Source organism: Candidatus Obscuribacterales bacterium, from assembly GCA_036703605.1.
Classification (GTDB): Bacteria; Cyanobacteriota; Cyanobacteriia; order RECH01; family RECH01; genus RECH01.
In genome coordinates, this window is sequence record DATNRH010000471.1 from 1 (window position 1) to 24,262 (window position 24,262).

Sequence of the window (24,262 nt, forward strand, 5' to 3'; positions counted from 1 at the left end):
CGGAGCCTTCAGCCACTTAGCCATCTGAGCTGTGCTGCCTTCCTCCGTATCGCCATAGCCATCAAACAGGCCCATCACGCCTTCAATCACCGCCACATCAGCATCGTGACAGGCATGGTAGACGGTCTGACGGTTGACCAACGGCGACAGCATCCAGCCATCGAGGTTGTAGGACGTGCGCCCCGTGGCCAGGCGATGATGACCCGGATCGATGAAATCTGGCCCCACTTTGAAGGGCTGCACCCGTAATCCTCGCCGCTGCCAAGCTCGCATCAGCCCGATCGCCACGGAGGTTTTCCCAACGCCGCTCTGGGTACCCGCGATCGCCACCATGGGCATCTGTCGTTGCATCAGTTCCACTTGCTTACCTACTCGCGTCTGGCCATGATGCCATGACGCTAGGCTGTTTAACGGTCGAACTCGTGTTCATCCAAGGTCTTGATCGTAGTACTCGGATGTCCATAGCAACCTGCCAAGGGGGCGGCAAAGCGATCGCTCTCCAACTTGCCTCTACAGGAGGAGATGATCCTGGTTGACGCGATTAGCATTGACAGTTTGCAGCACGATCAACGGCTGCGATCGCCCGCCCACGAACACCGATGTATTATTCCCCGTCTGCACCAACTCGATCTCATTGCGGAAGATGGCTCCTGGACTGCCGCTGTCGCTGAACAGATCTTGTAGATCGATCACGTCTCGATCTAGCTCAAAGTCGGTGATGATGTGGGTGCCACGGTTGCGGGTAAATAAGAACGTATCCCGTCCTGCACCGCCCGTGAGGATCGTTTGACCATGGCCGCTGATGAGCAGGTCATCCCCATCACCGCCCACGAGGCGATCGCTGCCGTTGCCGCCTCGAAGGACATCATCCCCGCCGCCGCCCCGCAGACGATCGTCGCCTGCCGTGCCGATGAGGACGTTGGGGCCAGCGTCTCCGGTGAGCGTGATGCCATCGTTGACGGAGAGCGATCGCGTGGCGCGATCATCATCGAGAATCGTCACGGTGGCGGTGCGTCTTCTGGTTTGGGCATTCCTGACGCTCGTAAGCTGCAGCCGAAATTGCTCATTGGGTTCCACCGTGGTATCACCGAAAATCGGAACTTTAATGACTTTACGGGTTTGCCCTGGTCGGAAGACTAGCCGCCCTCGCACCCGTCCATAGTCGCTGTTGGCAACTTGGGCCGTGCCGTCTACGGTTTGATATCCTATCTGAACGGGCAAGCCACTCGCCTGGTTGAGGCGAAGGACAATGTTCGCAAAACGCCGGCCGCGATCGCCCTCTTGCACCCGTACTGCCCTCATCGTGAGGGTGGGTTGGGGATCATCGTTGAGAATCCTAACCACGCCTTGATTTTTTCTGATCTCGGCAGCGGTGGGATTACTGAGGTTGATGAAGAAAGGTTCGTTGCGCTCAAAGCGGCGATCGCCCACGATGGGAATGGAAATCTGCTGGACAGTTTCGCCGGGCTGGAAGGTAAGGATGCCGTCTTGGGTGCTGTAGTCTTCTCCGGCGATAGCGGCGCGGTTGGCAGTGGCGTAGTTGACCGTAACTACCTCTGTGCTAGGGGCTGTTAATGTGACTGGAATGACGGCATCTTGCTGCCCACGATGGCCTTCTATCTGACGCACATTACGGATAATAATAGAGGGGCGATCGTCGTCGTTCACCAGCGTAGCGGTTCCCACCACGGGGGTAGGATCAGCATTCACGATGTTGGTCAATGCCAGGCTAAAGGTTTCGTCGTCTTCAAAGGCGCGATCGCCAATGACTGAAACGGTGACGAAAGCTGTGGCTTCACCTGCGGGTAAGGTAAGTTGTCCTTGGGTGGGAGTATAGTCCTCGGCGGTCGCTGAGCCATCTTGAGTTGCGTAGTCAAGCGTGATTGGGGCGCTGGTAAAGCCGTTGACCTGAAGTTCAAACACCGCATTTTGAGTGCCGCTATCTCCTTCCAATACGGTGATGTCACGGATGGTGAGTTGAGGTAGAGCGTCATCGTTGAGGAGGGTGACGGTGGCTAGACTTGTGCCTAGAGTGGTGTTAACGGGATTGCTGAGGACAACGTTGAAGCGTTCCTCCTCTTCATTGACCAGGTCGCCGATCACTGTGAGGGATAGGATTGCTTGGGTTTCGCCAGACGCAAAGGTCAAACTGCCGGCGATCGCTGAGTAGTCTTCATCGCGGCGGGCGGTGTCGTCTTGGGTGCTGTAGGCGAGGGTGATGGTTTCGCTGCTGGGGTTGCTGAGGCGCACGGTCACTGGCGCGAGGCTGTTGCCGCTGTCCCCTTCCACAACCGTGGTGCCAACTAGGGTGACGGTGGGCTGAGGATCGTCGTCGAGGATGGTGGCGGTGCCCTGGGGGGCGGATAGGGTGGCCCCGACGGCATCGGACAGCCCCACTCGGAAGGTTTCCTCGGGTTCAAAGCTGAGGTCGTTGATGATGCCGACCGTCAAGGTTTGCAGAACTTGCCCGGCGGCAAAGGTGAGAGTACCGCTGCTGGCCAGATAGTCCTGCCCAGCGATCGCACTGTTGTCCTCGGTGCTGTAGTTGACGGTCACGGTGCGGCCGGCGGGGCGATCGAGGCTGACGGTGAAGATGGTCTGTCCGGCCCCTTCGCTGAGGCTACGGTTGGTGATCGATAAAACTGGCGGCAGGTCATCATCAACCAGGGTGGCGATCGCTGTTGTGGTGCCGGGAAGTGCGTTGGTGGCGTTGCCTAGCAGCAGTTGGAAGGTCTCGTCGTCTTCATTCAGGTCGTCGCCTAGGATGTTGATGGTAATCAGGCGTTGGGTGTCGCCGGGGGCAAAGGTAAGGCGATCGCCTGCTACGGCGGTGTAGTCATCGGGAGCGAGGGCGCTACCGTTTTGGGTGCGATAGTCAAGGGTAATCTCTTGACCTGAGGGGCGATCGAGGTTGACGGTAAACACGGCCGTTCCAGCATTTTCCACCACCGTGAGGTCGCTGATGCTATAGGTGGGGGGCAGGTCGTCATCTTGGATAGTGCCTAGGGCGCGATCGCTGGCTAGCTCGACGTTGGTGGCTCCATTCAGCCGCAATTGGAAGATACGATCCTCGTTATCTAGGTCATCATCGGCGATGGTGACGGTGACCAACTGCCGGGTTTCGCCGGGGGCAAAGGTCAGTGGTGTGGCCAGGACGGGCGTATAGTGAACCGATCCGATGGCGGTGTCGTCGTCTGTACGATAGTTGACGGTGACGGGTTTCCCTGACGCATCGTTGAGGTCAAGGGTAAAGATCATCTGTCCCGCCTGCTCTGTGGCGATCGCATTCTGAATCGTCAGGATGGGCGGTGCATCATCATCCAGAATAGTGCCCGTGGCGATCTCTTGGTCGAGGGTGACGTTTATGGGGTTGCTGAGGTTGAGTTGGAAGGTCTCTTGGTCTTCATCCAGGCTGTCGTTGATCAGCGGCACGGAGAGGGTTTGAACGGTTGTCCCTGCTGCAAAGGTGAGGGTACCGGCGGCGGGAGCCACATAGTCGAAGGGGGCGATCGCGGTACCGTTGTTGACCTGGTAGTCAACGGCGATATCTTGGCCGGAGGGCGTATTCAGGGTAAGGGTAAACACCATTTGACCGTCGCCTTCTCCGCTGCTTTCAAGCGCCGTGACGTTGCCGACGGTCAGAATGGGGGGCAGGTCGTTGTCTACAATAGTGCCGATGCCGACGCTGGTGCCGAGACGGGCGTTGCTCTCGCTGCTCAGCTCCACTCGGAACTGCTCGGTATCGGCTTCGTCCAGATTGTCGTTGAGGATGGCAACGGTCACCAACTGGAGCGTTTCGCCGGGGGCAAAGGTGACGGCTCCGTTGGTGACGGCGGTGAAGTCCTCCGGCGCGATCGCTGTATCGTTGGCGGTGCGGTAGCCTACGGTAATCGGGCGGGCGGAGGGTGCATCTAGGGTGACGGTGAAGACGGCCTGCCCATCGGTTTCGCTACCCAGGGCATCGCTAAGGGAGGCGATCGGTGCTAGATCATTATCTAAAATCGTGCCGGTGGCGGAACTGTTGCCTAAGGTAACGTTGGTGCCCTGGTTAAGGTTGATAAGAACGGTCTCGTCTGCTTCGTCGAGCAAATCGTCGATCACGGTCACGGTCACCAGTTGTAGAGTCTCGCCGGGGGCAAAGGTGAGGGTGCTGGAGGGAATGGCGCCGTAGTCGGCGGGGGCGATCGCTGTCCCATTGCTGGTTTGATAATCGACGGTGATGTCTTTGCCAGAAGGAGCATCCAGGATCAGGCTGAAGATAAGTTGCTCATCGCCTTCGCTGGCGCTGCTGTTGGCGATGGTCAGCGCTGGTGGCAAGTCGTCGTCGAAGATGGTGGCAATCGCCCCTGGGTTACCTAAGGTAGCGTTAGTAACGTTATCTAAACTGACCTGAAAGGTTTCCGTATCTTCATGGAGGGCATCGCCAATGACCGTCACCGTTATGGTTTTCAGGGTTTCGCCAGGGGCAAAGGTAAGCGTGGCGGCATTGGCAAGAAAGTCACCGTCTGCGATCGCTTCAATCCCTGATGTGCTGTGGTCTACGGTGACAGTTTGGCTGCTAGGCTGGGACAGGGTGACGGTGAACACCGCGAGACTATCAACGCCTGTACCTTCTGTCATGCTGAGGTCGCCGGTCGCGAGATTGATCTGGGGGGTGGCGATCGCCACGCCGCTGGAAAATTCTGAGGTATCCCCAGTGTTTAGGTGGGTGGCCGTGGCGGTGATCAACTCTCCTAGGGCAGCGTTTTCTAAGGATGCCGTGAAGGTCACCGTGCCGTTGTCGTCCGTGTTGACGATCACGAACCCTAAGGGCGTTTGTCCTTCTCCATGGCCGCTACCGTCTAGGGCGATGTTGCCGAAAAAGTCGAGGCGGAAGCTGGTGTTGGGCGTGCTGGTAAAACTGCCCATGACCACCGCATTGCCTTCAATCAATTCCGCTGCGGTGAGCACCGGGAAGTTTTGCAGACCATTGGCTCCCGTATCCGCATCTGTGGGGTCATTAGCCGTCACCCCATCCCCGCCGAGGTCAATGCCCAAACCACCGTTGTTGACGATCTGGTTGCCCTGGATGCGGTTGCCCTGGGCGTTGCCGCTCACCAAAATGCCACTGCCCTCATGGTTGGCGATGCGGTTGCCCTCGGCTCCATCCCCGCCGATGATGGTATTCGTGCTATCAGCGATCGCAATCCCAGTACCGTTGCCCGCACCGATCCCAATATCGTTGCCCTGGATGCGGTGGCCGGTGGCCATATCCGCCAACCGAATGCCTGCCTGGCTATTGCCTTCGATCACGTTGCGATCGCCCGGTGTAGGGCCGCCAATCACTGTGTCTGCTGCACCGATGATGTGAATGCCGTTGCCGCCATTGTTGGTGAGCCAATTTCCCGTCAGGCTATGGCCATCACTCGACACCAGAATGCCATCGCCGCTGAAGTTGCTAATCTGCAACCCGCGAATCACGCTGCCCGCCGATCCAGCGCCTAGGGCTAGCCCAGTTGCAATCAGTCCGTTGCCATCGAGGGCGATCGCGATCGTTCCATTACTGCCCACAGCTTGGGTATTGACCACCGAGCCCAGTTGGCTATAGCCCTGAATGGTGATCGGTGCAGTCAGTACCGGCAGTGCTTCATCGAGAAGAATGGTGTGTGGGCCGTCGCCGGGAATGTTGAAGGTGATCGTGCCGCCGCCGAGAGCATTGGCATTGAGGATGGCTTGGCGGAGGGTGCCTTCGCCGCGATCGCCCGTGTCAGTGACGACTAGGTCATTGAAGCCAAGGGTGACTAGACCGCTGTTGTTGGTGCGATCGACCCCGTAGGCGATGTTCTCCTCCAGCGTTAGGGTGACGGTTTCATCAGCCTCGGCCACGTCATCGTTGATGGGCACCACCGATAGATTGACCGATGCTACCCCATCGGGAATGACGACCTGCACCTGCGTGGGGCTGAGAATGGTCAGGCTGCCGGCGCTTATGCCTAGGCTATAGTCGGCAGTGAACTGAGCATTCCCCCCCACGGTGAGCACCACCGTAATGTCTCCGGTGGCTGCATCCCGGCTGAGTTGATAGCTGCCTGGCGTTCCGGCATTTTCGTCCGCCCTGTCCACGAGGGTAGTGAGCTGGACGGTGGCAACCCGCTGGATGCTCGCAGAAAACTCGGAGGTACTGCCAGCTTCACTGGTGGCCGTCGCGATAATATGGGGACGCCCAAAGACAGAGGGAGCCTCTAGGCTAAAGGTAGCGTCACCATCTCCATTGGTGGTCACCGCTTGGCTGCCCAGATACACTGCTCCTTGACCATTGGGCAAGCTGCTAGCGTAGACGTCGATGACCGCGTTGATGAAGGGATTGCTGTTGAAGGTGCCAGTAATGGTGGTGCCGTTGGCGACATCGAGAATGGGCGTATTTTGTAATCCGTTGGGGCCGATATCTGCGTCCAAAGCATCATTGGGTGTCTGACCATCATTACCCAGATCAATGCCCAATCCACCCCCCGTTAAAGTAATTTGGTTACCGCGAATCGCGTTTTGGGTGGCGGTATCCTCAACAATAACGCCCCTACCGTTAACATTGGTGATGGTGTTGCCTTCCCCAGGCTGAACGCCGCCGACGCGGTTGCTGCTGGAACCAAAGCGCAGATTAATGCCCTGGTTGCCAAAATTGCTGATCGCGTTGCCTTGGATGGTGTTGCCATTGGCGCTGAAGACATCAATACTGGCAAATCCCCCGCGAATGATGTTGCCTTCACCTGCACCCGCTCCCCCAATCAAGCTGTTATTGGTGCCGCTAAGCTGGATTCCCAGGATGCCGTTGCCTAATAGGGTGGTACCGTCCGCTGCCGCACCGATGTAGTTGCCCTGTACGGCTAAGTTGGCGGTATTGAAGGAAAAGATGCCGATTTGGTTGCCAGAAATAACGTTGCGGCTGGCGGGGGTGGTACCGCCGATATAGCTGTTGGTGCCAAATTGGCTAACGAGAATTCCCTGATCGTTGCGGGTTGAAGCGTTGACGACTGATCCTGTGGCGTCGGTGCCAATATAGTTGCCCCGCACCACCACATCGCGGGTGTTGATTTCAATCCCCCGCTGAAACTGGTTAAAGACTAAACCTGAAATGACACTGCCCGCCGCTCCTTCATTGAGCAATAGCCCTGCAAAGCTTGCGGTGCCTTGGCCTTGCAGGACAATGGTGAGGACGGCATTACTGCCTGCGACTTGGGTGTTTTGAGCTGAGCCTGCTTGGCTGTAGCCATCAATGGCGATCGCTGCCGTTAGGGCCGGTAGGGCGGTGGCGAGGGCAATGGTGTGGGGGCCATCTCCGGGAATAGCGAAGGCGATCGCTCCTCCCCCCGCCGCATTGGCCGCTAGGATAGCTTGCCGTAGCGATCCGGCACCATCGTCATTGGTATTGGTGACGGTAAATGTAAGGTTTGCGCTGCCTGGCGTGGCGTTGAGCCCAAAGGCGATCGTGTCTTGACTGACAATCGTATCGCTGCCGTCGGGGCTGCGCACCAGGGAGCGTCCGGCATTGTCATTGCCCCAGTCTTCCACGGTGTCTACCAGGGTGGCGGTGGATGAGAAACCGGCGTAGCTGGTGGGCGTGGTGGCGATCGCTCCGTCATAGCGTAGTTGGATATAGGCGTCGTCGCTGGGATCGTATACAACAACGTTGTCGCCATTGTTATTGAAAATGCCGGAGCTAGCTCCGGCATCAAACACTAAGGTATTGGCAGACAGGATGGGTAAACTGCCGCCTGCCTGCACCCCTGTCACCACCACTGCATAGCTGCCCGGTTGCAGAACTGCACCTTCGGGAAAGGTGAACCAGCGACCCGCTTCTCCGTCCCAGAGTTCTAAGCCGCCGAGGTCAATGGGACGGGTACCCACGTTGCGGAGTTCGATAAACTCATCGGTGTCACCAGACATGCCATTGCCGTCTGTGTCTACGTTGGCTGTAGCGCTATTCGGATCAATCAGAAGTTCATTGATGGCAATACCGCCACGCAGCACACTGGTCGTGAAGGGCATGGATGAGATCCTTATTAAGTAAAGGTAGGAAGTGAGGTGAAAGCAGGACAGACATGGGTGTATCAACTCAGCCGAGGTGTTGGGGTAGGGGCTGCTCAACTAACAAAAACCTACGACGCTCACCCCAACCCCTCTCTGCTTCGGTTTCCTATCCCCTGGGGAGAGGGCTAGGGTGAGGGCTGGCTGGTAACACAGCCAGTCAATCAAGGGTAGGGCAAGAGGTGTTGCGCTCACCTGAGAGATACCCAACGTTGCGATGGATGGGCTCAAGTGGCAATCATCAGAGATGCAATAGTCCCCAATCGGGATGCGGCTTGCCATTCTGTAAGTCCATGGCTGCCATGGCATGTTGAATGCTCAAAGCTGGCTCAACCTAAGATATGGCTGGGCCTCGAAGCATGGTGATCCTGATAGCGATGCCTGAGTGAGCTAGGATGCGTTGTGAACGATCCCTGGCAATAGTACTGAATGATGCCTGAGTACGTAGACAATAAGCACCTTCATCTCAGGAAATACACGTGTGCAGCAGTGAAGATCTGTCTTGAGTAAACGCTATGTTGAGCGGCGATCGCCAGCTTTCTTTCTATGCTTCATATAGATTTTACGGGTTAGAAATGATTCGTTAAGACTTGATGAACCTCTCCCGTCTTCTTCATGGAACTTGATGAAGAATCAGGACGGGCAGCCCAACTTGATCGGGTCAGGATTTGCGAATGGATGAAGATGGCTCAGCTAGGTTAGTTCTCGGCTGGCAGAAGCGCGTGAACGTGATAGCGTCAGGTCTCCAGAAACCTCCACCATTCGATCCGGCGATCTGCCGCGTGAGGGCTGCTGGAGAAAATGTCAACCCCCAAAGCAAATGCCCCCTCAACTGTGACGAACCCAGGAGGAGGCATTTGGAATAAAATCTAGGCGTCAACCTGATGAGCTTGGCTGAACCGTTGAGGGACTCTCTGCGGATTGTCTTAGCAATACCCAGCAGGGTTCTGCTTCTCTAGCAGGACGCCGCTGGGCTAACTAGAGAGCTTGGCGAGATACGATTTTTTCAAAGGTAGCCTGGGTTTGATGCAAAAGCTGCCCGCGACTATCGGCCATGTGAGTGAGAGGAGGAACTAAGTTGCGAGCCTGCAGCGCCATGTGAAGTTGCAGATGGGCGACATACTCACTGAAATCTTCTCTGGACGTAACTTCTACTTGAGAATTAATCGATGACATCGAAGCTTTCTACCTCTTGAGCCTGCAATCAACAGTGTTAAGACGGAGTGGAAGGGAGCAGCGGTGTGATCGTGGTTGACCCATCAGCGAACACTAGATCATGCAACCATGTCTAAGTCCATGGTGGATCTGGGATAACCGTTTGGGTAACTGATGTCACCTTAACTGCCCGAATGAACTTGGTCTAAGACCTTAAAGTTCTGTAATCAATGCTATCGAAGTTACCATGGTCTATGAACTTCACCATAAACTTGCAATGAAGTGTAACCAAGAGGCTGGCAACTATTGCAATTTGTAAAAAAAAAGTGGCATCTAGGATACGGGTTCTAGGTCGAAAAAAGTCTCAAAAATGCGATCGCCCACTTGGTTGATCTGGGATTGTAGGTTGTCCAAAAATTCGTGGAGCCCCTTCTCCATAATTTCATCCATGGTTAGGTAGTCCAGTTCCGATCGCAGTTTGCCAAGGGCACGTTCTGGAGAGTTGCGCCAAGTGTCTGCTGGATAGCCGGTGATGTGGTGGAGCGATCGCTCTGCCTGGATCAAGCAAAATTGAATGGAGCGAGGAAATTGGCGATCGAGGATGAGGAATTCTGCCACCTCGCGGGGATGAATCCGCTGCTGCCGTTTGCGGTACATTTCATAGGCGCTGGCAGATTTGAGCAGGGCAATCCACTGTAGTTCATCTAGGGTGGTGCCGACGTCATGGATGGACGGCAGCAGGATGAAGTATTTTACGTCCAGAATCCGGGCAGTTTTGTCAGCCCGTTCCAGCAACCGTCCCACCTGCCCAAAGTGCCAGCCTTCGTTATGAGACATGGTGGCATCCATAACGCCGGAAAAGAGATGGCTGGCCATCTTCACCGCTGCAAAGAAGCTAGAGAGGTCGGCTAGGGATTTGGCCTTGGAGACATCCTGCACCATCAAGTGAAATGAATTCACCTGTTCCCACATTTCTGAGGAAATGATTTCCCGCACCGATCGGGCATTTTCCCGCGCCGCCCGCAGGCAGGAGGCGATGGAGTTGGGGTATTGGTCATCAAAGGTGAGGAACTGAATGACGTTTTCTGCGGTGGCTTCTCCATAGCGCTCTTCAAATTCCTGGAGATCACCGGTGGTAATAATCAGCGGTCGCCATTGTTGACGAATGCCTAGGGGATTATCCAGCAGCAGATTCAGGTTGACGTCGATAAACCGAGCGACATTTTCGGCTCGCTCAACATAGCGGTTGAGCCAATAGATGGAATCAGCTACGCGACTCAGCATAGTAGAACTCTAGGAAGGTAGGTTAACGGGGGGCGATCGCTCTGGGGCCAGAAGCAGCCAGTCTCAGGGTGAATGTCTCAGGTAGGTTAAGACGAGCATCGGGCCTGTAGAACAGGCTTCATGGGAGTCAAGGTGATAGTGACCTGCAAAGTTGCGGCAGCGAGCATGGTTCTCCTGCTAAAAACGGCTAGGCGAGAAGGCCTAGTTTTGACGTTGATTTTGACTCTCAGCCTGGTCTGCAATCACCCAGGTGTCTTTACTGCCGCCACCCTGGGAGGAATTGACCACCAGGGATCCGCGTCTCAGGGCGACGCGGGTCAAGCCTCCGGGGCTCACGTGAATGTCTTTGCCGTTGAGGATATAGGGACGAAGATCCACGTGGCAACCGCAGACCTCATCGTCTAGCAGGGTGGGCACCCGGGAAAGACAGAGGGTGGGTTGGGCGATATATTTGCGTGGGTTGGCGGCAATGCGTCCAGCAAATTCGACCCGTTCTGCCTCGGTGGCATGGGGGCCAACTAACATGCCATAGCCGCCGGATTCATCCGCTGCTTTCACCACCAGCTTGTCGAGATTGTCCAGCACATACTGCTGCTGACTAGGTTCCCAACAGAGGTAGGTGGGCACATTGGCCAACAGTTGCTCTTCGCCGAGGTAGTAGCGAATCATCTCGGGCACGTAGGCGTAGATCACCTTATCGTCGGCAACCCCGGTGCCGGGGGCATTGGCGATCGCCACCCGCCCAGCCCGATAGACCTCCATGAGCCCTGGAACGCCCAGCATCGAATCGGGGCGAAAGGCCAGGGGATCAATGAATTCGTCATCAATGCGGCGATAGACCACATCAACGCGTTTCAGCCCCTTGGTGGTTTTCATTTTCAGGTAGCCGTCCGCGACGACCAGATCCTTGCCTTGTACCAACTCCACACCCATTTGCTGGGCAAGGAAGGAATGTTCAAAGTAGGCAGAGTTGTAAACCCCCGGCGTGAGCAGTACAACGGTGGGGCCAGGCAGGCCGGAGGGAGCTAGGTTGAGCAAGGTCTCCAGAAGTTTGCTGGCATAGTCGTCTACGGGCTGAATATTGAGGGTGCTGAACACTTGGGGAAAGGTGCTCTTCATCACCCGGCGGTTTTCTAGGACGTAGGACACCCCCGAGGGGCAGCGCAGGTTATCTTCTAGCACATACCAGCGACCGTCGCGATCGCGCACCAGGTCAGTACCGGTGATGTGGCACCAAATGCCTTGGGGTGGCTTTAAGCCCATACAGGACTTGAGAAAGCCGGTAGCCGACTCGATCAATTCGCCGGGAATGATGCCATCTTTGATGATCTTTTGATCGCCGTAGATGTCGTCTAAAAATAGATTGAGAGCGGTGATCCGTTGCTTAAGCCCTTTCTCTAGCTCTGCCCATTCCTGGGCCGCGACAATCCTGGGAATGATATCAAAGGGCCAGATGCGTTCTGTTCCCTGGTTATCGCTGTAAACATTAAAGGTTACCCCCATTTTGAAGAGGGTGTTTTGCGCCACTTTCTGCCGCTGCTGAATTTCCTGCATGGAGAGCGATCGCAATCGCTCAATCAACAGCTTGGCCTCATCCCGAGGCTGCCCTTTGGCGGCAAATAGCTCGTCGTAGAAATCCCCTGGATCGTATTGATCAAACTGCACAGCCTGCACGGTTTAGTCCCCAAACGATTACGGTCAAAGAACTTACGCCGCTGTCTTGAACTCTAGGAACAAGCCTCAGAAAACACCAAGGTTGGGTGCATTTAGGTGAGCGCGCAAGTCCGATGTGATTTAGTATCCATCTATTCAATAGAGGCTGAGGTAGAGGGTTGGCTGTAACAAGGGATACGAAGTGCTCGGGTCTGTAATGGAACGATAAAGTCCCACAACCTTTGCTCTACCTAGGATTATTGCCATTTTGAATCCTAGAATATGCGAGCTTGTGGCGAACGTCGATCGCCCTGGTAGATACCCAGATCTCCAAAAATGGGTTAATGAAAACTTAACCTGGGAGTTAGGTGGAAGCTAGGTGGACTGTTCTTGAACTAAGACGTAGGGCTGCACGATCAGGGTGGTAAATCGGCGAGAGCGATCGCGCTCCCAGTCGGCCAGTTGTTCCACCGTCGGCTTGCCAATCATCTGCTCACTAATCCAGCGCTGCACCATCTGCACTTGGTCATTGGCGATCGCCATCCCCACATCGACCAAATCTAGGTCATGACCCACCACCACAATGGCATCACGATGCACATGGGGCACCAGCCAATCCCATTCGGCTTCGTCTAGGGTTTCGGTGAGTTGGACGCGTAAATCTTGCATAGGTTCAGTGGGTCTAACAGCTTGCTGGTTCAGCAGGATTTTAGTCTATCGCGGTTTGTTTCTAGGGGCGATCGCCTGGCTTAGCGCGGGGGCAGCCTCATTCCACGCCTAGCGGCCGCGATCGTGAAGGGCATGGATAGCATCGGCACATTGGTAGGTGACGGCCTGCAGCTCCTCGCGGCGGGTGGAGGTGGGTGGAGAAATTAACTCGCCGATCCGTACGGTCACCGGCACGGGGCGGGGGATGGGATTTTTCTTCGTGAGAATAGCCTGGGTGCCCCAGAGACTCACGGGCAACAGCGGCACTTGGGCATGGGCCGCAATCAAGGCAGCTCCTAGCTTGGGGGATGGAATGCGGGCGTCTGGGGTACGGGTACCTTGGAGGAAAACGCCCACTGTCCAGCCTTGGTCAAGCTGCTGTAAGGCTGCGCGAATGGCGCTGCGATCTGCGGCTCCCCGTTTGACTGGGTAGGCTCCATAGAGGCGAATCGCCTGGCGCAGCACCGGCACCCGAAACAGCTCTTCCTTGGCCATGAAGGAAACGGGGCGACGCACACAGTTGGACACAATGGGTGGATCAAAGTCGCTGGCGTGGTTTGTGACCACAATCAGCGGCCCACGCATAGGTACTTGGTCGGCTCCGTAGATGCGACCGCGAAAGTAGAGGTGCAGCATGGGGCTCACCACCGACCACTTAAAGAGGTGATAGAGCAGCAGGCTGGCAAAAGGTTCGCGATCGCGACTCATGAAGGCGGTCTCCTACTCGGCTGACAAATCTGCCAAGGAGCTGACATTTTCAAGGGCAATGCCCGAGCAGGTGCGTTTGATCAGGCCGGTCAACACTTTTCCGGGGCCCACTTCCACCACGCGCTCAATGCCTTCGTTCGGTAATTGCAGGGAAATTTCTCGCCAGCGCACCGATCCGGTCATTTGCCGAATCAGGCGATCCTTGAGCACTGCGCCCTCCACCGTCGGTGTAGGGTCTACGTTCGACAATACCGGTACTGTAGCGCTTTGGAAGGTTACCGCATCCAAGTGCGGCTGGAAGGCGGCGGCCGCATCAGCCATCATCGGTGAATGGAAGGCACCGCTGACGTTAAGAGGAATAGCTCGCTTAGACTTGATGGCAGCCATCACGGCGTTCACGCCATCGGGGGTGCCCGAAATCACCACCTGTCCAGCGTTATTATCGTTGGCCAAGACGACGTCAGACCGTTCCTGAAGCTGTTGGTCGAGCTGATCGCGATCGCAGCCAATCAACGCCGCCATCATGCCATCCGAGGCTTGGCTCATCAGTTCGGCCCGTCGCTGTACCAGCCGCAAACCTGCTTCAAACTCAAACACGCCAGCGGCATAGAGAGCCACATATTCTCCCAAGCTATGACCGGCTACAAGATCGGGCTGCTGACCCTGGGCTCGTAGTTCATCTACCAATAGGCTTTCCACGGTATACAGGCAGGGTTGGGTATAGAGGGTGTTGGAGACCTTATCATCGTCGCTCTGACAGATCTCTGGCACCGACCAGCCCAGGATCTGGTCCGCCTGCTGCAGCCGCTCCTGCGCAGCGGGTCGCGCAAAAAGATCGCTGCCCATGCCGATCGCCTGGGAGCCCTGTCCCGGAAATACCCATGCCGTCTTAACCATACCGTTGACTTGCCTTTCTTGATTCTGATTGTGTTCCCATGATCTCATCAATGGGGCACCTCGCCTAGGCAGCCGTTGACTATGTCTTGGGGCCATGCGCTGACTGGAGGCGATCGCCCTCGGCGAGTCTACGATCTAGCGATCGCTCTATCCCCATTGGAAAATGGCTGCACCCCAGGTGAGACCAGCCCCAAAGCCCGACGCGGCAATCACATCACCGGGTTTAATATGTCCTTGCCGTACCCATTCGTCCAGCGCAATGGGGATGGAGGCCGCCGACGTATTGCCGTAGGCAGCCATGTTGCTAATGACGCGATCGCTCGGAATATTCAAGCGCTGGGCAACGGCATCCAAAATGCGCTGATTGGCTTGGTGCAGCAGTAGCCAGTCCACTTGGTCTGTACTCATACCAGCCCGGAATAAGGCTTTCTCAACAACTTCCGGTACGCGCTTCACGGCAAAGCGATAGACCTCTTGCCCGCTCATGGCGATGGGTTGATAGGTGCCTTGCTGGACGGCAATGTCAGGGGTGAGCGATCGCTCTTCACCCTGGAATGGCAGCGTCAGACAGCTATTCTGACGACCATCGCTATGTAGGTCAAACCCTAGGAGGCGATCGCTCGTCTCACTAGCCTGCATGACCACAGCCCCGGCCCCATCGCCAAAGAGGACACAGGTACGGCGATCGTTCCAATCAATCCAGCGGGATAGCACATCTGCACCAATCACCAACACCGTGCGGTATGCGCCGGTGCGAATGAATTGAGAGGCCGTCACAAGGGCAAACAAAAAGCCAGAGCAGGCCGCCGTTAGGTCAAAGCCGACGGCTTTGGTGGCACCCAGCTCCGCCTGAATGAGGCTAGCGGTGCCAAAAAGATCATCGGGGGTGGAGGTAGCTAGGATAATTAAATCCAAGTCTTCCGCCGCCACCCCAGCCATCTCTAGAGCCGCCTTGCCCGCCTGAGCAGAAATGCCAGTCAGAGCGCGATCGCCTTGGGCTAAGCGCCGTTGACGAATGCCCGTGCGGCTTGCAATCCACTCATCAGACGTGTCAACAACGTGACTCAGCCCCTGATTGTCTAACACCGTATCGGGCGCTGCCGAGCCGCACCCAATGATGGCGACTCCTCTACCGATCTCTTGCTGCATTACTCAACACTCTCTGTGGTATCAGACTGCCGGGACAGGGAGCGTTGCCCGTCCACTTCGGCGATCGCATCCTGATACTGAGATTGAATACGCTCCAGCACCTGATGATCAACGGCTTCCTTGGCCAAACGAATCGCATTAAACACCGACGGCGCTTGAGAGCTACCGTGACTGATGATGCAAATGCCATTCACCCCCAGCAACAACCCGCCGCCGTGCTCAGCATGGTCAATGCGTTGCTTAATGCGGCGTAGATTGGGCTTGAGTAAACTGACGCCGACCTTGCCGTGCAGCCCACGAGGCAGCTCATCTCGCATAATTTGCAAGAGCACCTCAGCGATCGCCTCGGCAAACTTCAGCAGCACATTGCCAACGAAGCCATCACAAACAATGACGTCAAACTCACCCGACAGTACATCACGGCCTTCGGCATTCCCCACAAAGTCAATGCGGGAATTGTCCTGCAACATTTGATGGGTACGAACGGCTAAGTCATTACCCTTCGACGATTCCTCGCCGATGTTGAGGAGCCCTACCTTGGGATGGTCAATCCCCAGTGCGTACTGGGAATAGATACCACCCATCACCGCAAATTGTTCGAGGAAGCGAGGCCGACAGTCTACATTGGCCCCAACGTCTAGAATCACCACCGACTTGCCTGGTGTCAGGGTGGGGAAGATGGCCCCAATCGCTGGCCGGTCAATGCCCGGCAGCCGCCCTAATCGCAACAGCGCCGCCGCCATTGCCGCACCAGAATGGCCTGCCGAGACCACCCCGTCGGCACGATTCTGCTTGACTAAATCCATCGCCACGTTGATCGACGCTTGGGGCTTTCGCCGTAACGCCGTCAGCGGCTCCTCGTGCATCTCGATCGTCCCTTCTGCCGGGACAACCTCCAAATGTGACGAGGAACCATGACGGTGAATTTCTTCTCGAATCTGCTGTGGATCGCCCACAAGCAGAATATCCGCATCTAGTTCTTCCTGCGCTCTAAGTGCGCCTGCGACAATTTCAGCCGGGGCATGGTCCCCGCCCATCGCATCCACTGCAATCCGTGCCCGATTGGATCCCATCGATCGAAGTTTGTAGAAACCTAAAAAATTTTATCAGATGGCCTAGTACTGAAGGGCCGAATCCGGGCAGATGAGATAGATTATTCCCCTTCTCCGGGTTCAGTAATGCGCTGAAAAAGATACCCTGTGCCCCGGGCGGTCAAAATGAGCTCCGGGTTACTCGGGTCATCCTCCAGTTTGGCACGCAGCCGGGAAATATGAACATCGACTACGCGAGTATCCACATGACGCTCGGGGGTATATCCCCAAACTTCCTGCAAAATTTCGGAGCGCGAGAAGGGTTCTCCCGATCGCCCTACGAGTAATTCCAGCAGGCTGAACTCCATGCCAGTCAAGCGGATACGCTCATCGCCTTTGTAGACTTGGCGCTTGTTGGTGTCAATGCGAATGTTGTTAATTTGGATGACGCCAGAACTAGGAATTCCGGTGGTACCAACTTTTTCAACCCGCCGCAAAACGGAGCGAATTCGCGCTTCTAGCTCCTTGGGCGAAAAAGGTTTCACCACATAATCATCGGCTCCTAGCTCTAGACCAGTGATGCGATCGGCCACATCGCCCAGAGCTGTGAGCATGATAATCGGCACATCCGATTCCTTGCGCAGTTCTTGGCAAACGCCATAGCCATCGAGTTTGGGCATCATGACATCCAGCACGACTAGGTCTGGAGCTGTGGTGCGAAAGGTGTCCAAGGCTTCTTCGCCGTCTGCTGCTGTGACGACGTCATAGCCGATCATAGACAGGCGAGTTTCTAGAATTCGTCGAATGCTCGCTTCGTCATCAACAACAAGTATTTTTTCTTTATGATTTTCCAACTGACTCAACACTCCTTGAAACGACTAGCGTTTAGTCGTTAATTTTCGACACATTATCATGAAGAATAATAGCGTATGTTCTGGCTAAGAATAGCCGAAATTCCCATTGTTGTTACATTTCAACGTTTCTTAATATTCAACTTTGCGCATACAAACATAGAGACAATCCCAAGATTTCTCATTCTAGAAGTTTTGCTATTTTTCTGGCTTGGTCAGGATGAATCGATGGTAGCTCAGTCTGTCTGAGTGGTCGCTTGCCGGTTTGTAACGCCATACTAAAAATTGCTGGGTGATCCGGCAACGTCCCCTAGCCCAACTCCTATGTCAAAATCTCGAACTCAGTATGTTTGCCAAGACTGTGGCGCTGAATCGGCTCAGTTGTTTGGCAAGTGCCCCTTTTGTGGTAGCTGGAACTCGATGGTGGAGCAGGCACCCTCCAGTACGTCTACTGCTAGCCGTCCTGCGGCGAGTGCGATCGCTGTCAAGACGCCAAATACGCCACCCCAAGCGGTGGCATCCCTAACGCTTCCCCAAATTTCTGACCATCCCCAAGCGCGGCTACCGTCGGGCTATGGTGAGCTAGATCGGGTGTTGGGCGGTGGCATTGTGCCGGGCTCTTTGGTGTTAATTGGTGGCGATCCGGGCATTGGTAAGTCAACCCTTTTGCTGCAGGTGGCCAACCAAGTGGCGCGGCAGCAGCGGGTGCTGTATGTATGTGCGGAGGAGTCAGGGCAACAGGTGAAGCTGCGATCGCAACGGCTGGGGGTGGGCCAGCCCCAGGATGATCACACCGATCCGCCAGACTTGTACCTACTGCCGGAGATTGACCTTGAGGCCATTTTGGCAGAATTAACGTCTCTCAAGCCGCAGGTGGCGGTGATTGATAGTATTCAAGCCATTTACTACCGTGCGTTGAATTCTGCTCCGGGATCGGTGTCCCAAGTGCGGGAATGTACCACGGCGTTGATGCAATTGGCCAAGCGCCAGAACATCAGCTTGTTTATTGTGGGTCATGTCACCAAAGATGGGGCGATCGCTGGCCCGAAGGTGTTGGAGCATTTGGTGGATACGGTGCTGTACTTTGAGGGCGATCGCTTTGCTAGCCATCGACTGCTGCGGGCGGTGAAAAATCGCTTTGGGGCCACCCATGAAATTGGCATTTTTGAAATGGTGGATCAGGGTTTGGCCGAGGTGCTGAATCCGTCGGCGCTCTTTTTGGGGACGCGTCAGGAAGCCGTGCCGGGCACCTGTACGATTGTGGCCTGCGAGGGTACACGCCCCTTGGTGATCGAGCTACAGGCGCTGGTTAGTCCTACCAGCTATCCTTCCCCCCGCCGGTCGGCCACGGGCATTGAATACAGCCGTCTGCTGCAAATTTTGGCGGTGCTGGAAAAACGGGTGGGCATTCCCCTGTCTAAGCTGGATGCCTACGTGGCTTCCTCGGGCGGGTTGACGGTAGGAGAACCAGCGGCAGATTTAGGGGTGGCGATCGCTGTGGCGGCTAGTTTCCGCGATCGCATTGTCGATCCCAATACGGTCTTGATTGGTGAGGTAGGCTTGGGTGGCCAGGTGCGGCCCATTTCTCAGATGGAAATTCGCCTCAAAGAGGCAGCCAAGCTGGGGTTTCAGCGGGCCATTGTACCCAAGGGCACCACGGTTCCTAAGCTAGACTTAGAGGTCATTCCCGTGGGGCGTGTGGTGGATGCGATCGCCGCGGCCCTTTTGCCCAACGATAGTTCCGCCACTGCGACCCCAGAACCGGACCCCTAGAGAACTTGGCGTAACTAATTTGTAGTGCTACCACGTTCTGCCCCCAAGGATCGATAGAATTTGAATATCTGGAGCGATCGCCCTCATTGTTCAATCTATGGAGGTGTGCAATGTTCTTGGGGTAATCAGAACATTCCCTGCCGCCTGAAGGATTCAGCTTGTCTACCTTCATCCGTCGGGCATAGGGTGAGGCGAATCTCGCTCTAGACTAAACCCATCATCAGGGTCAGCATCCATCATCATGAACAGCTAAGGCAAAAAGTTTCACGCTAGGTTGCTTCCACTTTCGTCAGGTATCTGCAGCTTGCCTGCATCGTTTCGTCTCATACCAAGTCTCTCAAGATCCGCTACAAGTCGCCCCATCCCAACCCCCTTGCCCAGTCGGGTGGGGACGTTGAGTCGAACGATCCTGTAGCCGTTGAAATCAGAGTATTGGTCTAACATCTGCTGACTTCGTTTCGTAGGCCTCTCAATCCAATGGGAAACCTTGATCGGGCAACTCTTTATGCCACGTTAGGTGATCTACCCCTCCATGATTTTCAGGTCAACCTAAACACCTCGGGTTTGGTGATTGCCAAGCAATTTGAGCAACGCCCTGATTTGCCCGGCGTGGTAATCATGAGCGAGACCAAGATGGTTGGCGTCATTTCTCGACGGCGATTTCATGAGCAAATGAGCAAACCAGTTCAGCAACAAACGTTTCTAGAACAGCCTATTCAAATGCTATTGGAGGCGGAGCTAAAGCGTCGTAAAGCCCGCGTGCTGGTTTTACGGGACACGGAACCGATTGATCTATCCGCCCGTACGGCGCTGAACCGTCCTGCGGATGAGGTGTATGAACCGATCATTGTGATGTTTCAGGATCACAGTATTCCTGATGTGCAGGCGTATTTTTTGCTGGACATGTACACGCTGTTGCAGGCGCAGTCGCAAATTCTCATGGTGATTAATCATGAGATGAGCCAGCAGCGCGCCATTTTGGAAGAAAAGCAGCAGCAGGTGCAGGAAGAGCAGCGCAAGGTTGAGGAATATACCCAGTTGCTGGAAGCGCACCAAGGCGTGATTCAGGAGCGCAATTTGCTGCTCGAAACCCAGCAGGTTGAGCTGCTGGAACAGGCCAGGGAAATTGCCCAGTTCAACAAGCGCTTCATCAGAATTGGGCAATTACTGTCCGCCGAAGGACAGCAGACCTTCCAGGCTACCTTTGCTGGGGTGAATGCCATTTGCCACAATACCACGCAAATTGTAGGCATCGGGCGATCGCTCACCGATGAACTACATACGATTCAAGACACGTCCCAACTGATTGCTAAGGTGAGCCAACAGGTGCGGCATTTGTCCGTCCAGGCGGCCATTGTTGCCAACCATGTGGGGGTGGAGATGGCGGGGTTCAGCCACATTACCGCTGAGATTGGCAAGCTGGTGAATCAAACCTTGGATGCCGGACGCCGGATGGATCGCTTAGCCAGCCGTTTCCATAGCCGCGTGCAGGCGCTGACCGACTCGGCCCAGTCGGGCACCACGGTGGCGCAATCCCTGCTGCAGAAAATTGAACAGGCTCAAACGGCCTTAGCGGAACTTGAAAGGCTGGTGCAGGGGCCCATTCAATCCCTGACGGAGACCGATTCATCCGCCACCCTGGGGCTCTCGCCTAATATCCAAGATGCGACCCAGGAGTTGATCCAAAAAATTGCTACAGCGGAAGCCACGGTGACGGATTTAGAGCAATTTCTGCATCGCCGTGATTCGGAACCGCTGATTCAAAAAATTAAGCGAGCCCTGGAACAAAATCGCCAGAAACTGCCCCCCTACGATCAGGGTTGAACACCAGCGCTGCCAACTACCTGTGGGACTCCCCTGCTTCCTAGGAGCTACCTGCATTTCCTAGCCAGCGGGCCTAGACTAATTCTTGGATTGCCCGCTACATTTTGCCCTCACCCTAAATCCCTCTCCCTCTGGGAGAGGGACTTTGAGGCGTCTTAAATTATGTAGCGACATTAATTATGTAGCAACATTTTGAAGACGTGATCTTAGACCACATATTGGGTGGGTGGACGGTAGGTGACGGAATCTTGCTGCATTTGCTGCTTGAGCTGGGCAAGCGATCGCAGCCGTCCATCTCGGGCGGATTCAAATTCGGCATTGATGCGTAGGGCTTGGTCATAGGCAGCGATCGCTGATTCGTACTGCTCCATCTGCTCTAGCGATCGCCCCCGATCATGCCAGGCCCACTGGTTGTGGGGCTGCAGTTGCGATACTTTGGCGTAGGCTGCTGCGGCTTCTTTGTATTTTTTCAGTTGCTCCAGCAGGGCTGCTAGCTTGAACCAAGCAATATGGTCATCGGCTTGGAGCTTCACCACTTTGCTGTAGGAGGACGCTGCTTCCCGATAGCGCTGCAAATTTTCCAGGGCCATGCCCTGCATCAACCAAGCATTGGCATCGGTTGGATCATCGCGCAGGGTACGGGCACAGGCGGCGATCGCTTCTTGGTAGTGCTGGAGATGGTAAAGCTGATCGACCTTGCGCTGGGTCATCAGCACCTGTTTGCGGCTCTCCACAGCTAGGTGGAAATCAGGCTTGAGGTTAACAGCGCGATCGTAGGCCTCCACGGCTTCATCAAACTGCCCGGAATGCTCCAGCACCTGCCCCCGGTCGTGCCAGGCCCAATAGTTGCCCGGCTGAATCTGGATCACCTTGTCGTAGGCGGCCAGCGCTTCTGGGTAGCGTTTCAGGTGTTCCAGCGCCTTGCCGCGCTTAAACCAGGCTAGATAATCATTAGGCTGAACTTCAATCACCCGCTGATAGGAGCTAGCGGCATCTTCATAGTGGTGCAGGTTTTCAAAGGCGATGCCGCGCTTAAACCAAGCCAAGTAGTCATTGGGGGCAATCTGGATCACCTTGTCGTAGCATTCAATGGCTTTGCGGTAGCGCTGCTGCTGAAACAGTTCATCGGCACGTTCAAACCAGACGAAATGGGCGTCGGAATATTTGGCAGGCGGTACGGTGCGATCACCTAGGGATAGCTGATCGCGCTGGGCTGATTTAACCGCTGAGTTGACGGTGGGTAAAATCACCGTGTCGTGCTTCGGTGATGCCAGAACCTGCAGAGCTTCCATGGCTTCTACGGCGGATTGGTAGCGCTGGCGATAGTCATAGCGCACCATCAAGTCGATGATATCGGCCAGGGCTGGGCTGATGGTCTGGATGCGATCGCGCCACAGCAGTTCACCCGTGCGGGCATCGTAGCGCAGCTTCGAGGGCGATAGACCAGTCAGCATTTGAATGCCCACAATGCCTAAGGAGTACACATCGCTGCAGTAGCGAGGGCGTCCAGCCAACTGTTCATTAGGCATATACCCCGACGAGCCCACGGCAATGGTAAAGGTGGATTCTTCTTCCAGGTTGATGGGTTGAGAGCCAATTTGCTTGACGGCTCCAAAGTCAATCAACACTACTTTTTGATCATGCTGGCGGCGAATTAAATTGGATGGCTTAATGTCGCGATGGATAACCTGCTGTTCATGAACAAAGGCCAGGGTTGATAAAACATCCTGCAGAAAATCGATGACTTCATCTTCAGGAAAACAGACGTTTTTCTTGATGGTTTTATTAAGAACGCGCCCTTCTATAAATTCCTGCACCAGATAAAATTCTCGGTGTTCTTCAAAGTGGGCAAAGAGCCGAGGAATTTGATCGTGGTTGCCCAGTTGATACAGCACTTCTGCCTCTCGGTCAAACAGGCGTGTTGCCGCTTGCCAAGCTGCCTGACCGTCTACTTGAGGTTTTAATTGCTTGACCACACAGGTTGGCTTGCCTGGTAAATGGCGATCGACGGCTAGGAACGTTTGCCCAAAGCCCCCGCCACCGAGGTGTTCCGTGATTTGATAACGTCCGCCGATTGTTGTTCCTAGCATGGGTAGATGCGGCTTCCAAAATACTGTATGACGTCGGGTTGGCTCGAAATGATGCCCCTCAGGTGGTGAAGATGAATACCCTGCTCACGGTGGACAACCACTACACAACAGACTGCGGTTAAGCCTAGGACAAAATGGGTAACATTCTTCGTCGTGGAACAGCTCAATAGTGCTTAACAGCTTAATGACACCACAGGGATGCCAAGGGATGCATGGGTGATGGACAAACTCGTCGAAGCTATCAATGAGGCTCAAGCGATCGCCCTGCCTGAAATAACAACGTCTGCCCTAGTATCTAGCAAACTACTCAGCTTGCGACTCCGTGATATAAACGAACTCGGGAGGATTGTAGTTTCCACCATTCAGTATTCCCTACAAAATGGCGAACGGTGCAAACGGGAAATCAAGATTAAGTGAATTTTCTGTGTGTATTTCCAGGTTAAGCCCAAAAAATGGATGGATAAATCGACCCAAAGAGCCATCTGGTCTCTAGCAACCCTCCTTAATGCTGCGGAGGGTGATCGCCCATCTTCCTCGGTATCGTTCGAAACTATCCGCAACATTACGGGATAGGTTTCTCTTTCTTTCCTGAGACTACCCACCTTGGGGCACAATTTTAACAAGCATAAATCCGTGAATTTGCTCGGTTCAAGTCATGTTCTGCTAGTTTGGAGACCTGCCATGATGAAAGCAAAAGACATAATGACCCAAGCGGTTGCGACGATCAGTGGTTCAGCTACGGTGGCTGAAGCCGTCGCCTGCCTGAAAGAAAACCAAGTCCGAGCCCTGGTGGTGGAACGTCGTCATCCGGATGACCCCTATGGCATCCTGTCTGAAACAGACATTATTTATAAAGTAGCGGCCTACGGGAAGGATCCCAAGCAGGTGCGGGTGTATGAAATTATGACTAAGCCCTGCATTGTGGTGAATCCTGACCTAGGGGTGGAATATGTCGCTCGCCTGTTTGCCCAATCTGGTGTGCATCAAGCTCCGGTGGTGAGTGGTGGTCTGCTGGGCACCATTTCAATTCACGATATTTTGACCAAAAGCGATTTTGTGGAAAAGCCTAAAACCTATT

15 protein-coding genes are annotated in these 24,262 nt (G+C 55.1%); 3 read left to right on the forward strand and 12 right to left on the reverse strand.

The window, feature by feature from the left end:
• From V6D20_10020 to V6D20_10070, 11 genes are all read right to left on the reverse strand, one after another.
• On the reverse strand, positions 1–351 hold a 351-nt coding region (locus V6D20_10020; protein ID HEY9816115.1), incomplete at its 3' end, for a hypothetical protein.
• A gap of 159 nt (positions 352–510) precedes the next feature.
• A complete protein-coding gene (locus tag V6D20_10025) occupies positions 511–8,022 on the reverse strand; it encodes a Calx-beta domain-containing protein (protein HEY9816116.1) in 7,512 nt (2,503 codons plus the stop codon).
• A gap of 1,017 nt (positions 8,023–9,039) precedes the next feature.
• Entirely contained in the window at positions 9,040–9,237 is a 198-nt protein-coding gene (locus tag V6D20_10030) for a hypothetical protein (protein ID HEY9816117.1), read from the reverse strand.
• Positions 9,238–9,549: 312 nt separating this feature from the next.
• Positions 9,550–10,500, reverse strand: coding sequence for an alpha-E domain-containing protein (locus V6D20_10035; protein ID HEY9816118.1), 951 nt, complete (start codon positions 10,498–10,500; stop codon positions 9,550–9,552).
• A 201-nt stretch (positions 10,501–10,701) separates the two neighbouring features.
• Positions 10,702–12,174: a circularly permuted type 2 ATP-grasp protein gene (locus tag V6D20_10040; GenBank protein ID HEY9816119.1), complete on the reverse strand. Its 1,473-nt coding sequence runs from the start codon at positions 12,172–12,174 to the stop codon at positions 10,702–10,704.
• Between the two features lie 354 nt (positions 12,175–12,528).
• A complete protein-coding gene (locus V6D20_10045) occupies positions 12,529–12,822 on the reverse strand; it encodes a DUF2288 domain-containing protein (GenBank protein ID HEY9816120.1) in 294 nt (97 codons plus the stop codon).
• 108 nt (positions 12,823–12,930) lie between these two features.
• Positions 12,931–13,569, reverse strand: coding sequence for a lysophospholipid acyltransferase family protein (locus tag V6D20_10050; GenBank protein ID HEY9816121.1), 639 nt, complete (start codon positions 13,567–13,569; stop codon positions 12,931–12,933).
• Between the two features lie 12 nt (positions 13,570–13,581).
• Positions 13,582–14,466: an ACP S-malonyltransferase gene (gene fabD / locus V6D20_10055; GenBank protein ID HEY9816122.1), complete on the reverse strand. Its 885-nt coding sequence runs from the start codon at positions 14,464–14,466 to the stop codon at positions 13,582–13,584.
• Positions 14,467–14,613: 147 nt separating this feature from the next.
• Positions 14,614–15,615: a beta-ketoacyl-ACP synthase 3 gene (locus tag V6D20_10060; protein HEY9816123.1), complete on the reverse strand. Its 1,002-nt coding sequence runs from the start codon at positions 15,613–15,615 to the stop codon at positions 14,614–14,616.
• On the reverse strand, positions 15,615–16,688 hold the full coding sequence (gene plsX / locus V6D20_10065; GenBank protein HEY9816124.1) for a phosphate acyltransferase PlsX: 1,074 nt from the start codon (positions 16,686–16,688) through the stop codon (positions 15,615–15,617). The genes V6D20_10060 and plsX overlap by 1 nt, the downstream gene beginning before the upstream one ends.
• An 80-nt stretch (positions 16,689–16,768) precedes the next feature.
• A complete protein-coding gene (locus tag V6D20_10070; protein ID HEY9816125.1) occupies positions 16,769–17,500 on the reverse strand; it encodes a response regulator transcription factor in 732 nt (243 codons plus the stop codon).
• Between the two features lie 321 nt (positions 17,501–17,821).
• Here V6D20_10070 and radA point away from each other — a divergent pair, with 321 nt between their 5' ends.
• Together radA and V6D20_10080 are read left to right on the forward strand one after the other, a co-directional pair.
• On the forward strand, positions 17,822–19,270 hold the full coding sequence (gene radA, locus V6D20_10075; GenBank protein HEY9816126.1) for a DNA repair protein RadA: 1,449 nt from the start codon (positions 17,822–17,824) through the stop codon (positions 19,268–19,270).
• Between the two features lie 477 nt (positions 19,271–19,747).
• Positions 19,748–21,094, forward strand: a complete 1,347-nt coding sequence (locus V6D20_10080) for a hypothetical protein (GenBank protein ID HEY9816127.1) — start codon at positions 19,748–19,750, stop codon at positions 21,092–21,094.
• A 206-nt stretch (positions 21,095–21,300) separates the two neighbouring features.
• Here V6D20_10080 and V6D20_10085 read toward each other — a convergent pair whose 3' ends face one another.
• Positions 21,301–23,184: a serine/threonine-protein kinase gene (locus V6D20_10085; protein HEY9816128.1), complete on the reverse strand. Its 1,884-nt coding sequence runs from the start codon at positions 23,182–23,184 to the stop codon at positions 21,301–21,303.
• 681 nt (positions 23,185–23,865) lie between these two features.
• Between V6D20_10085 and V6D20_10090 the strand changes: the two genes are divergently transcribed.
• On the forward strand, positions 23,866–24,262 hold a 397-nt coding region (locus V6D20_10090; GenBank protein HEY9816129.1), incomplete at its 3' end, for a CBS domain-containing protein.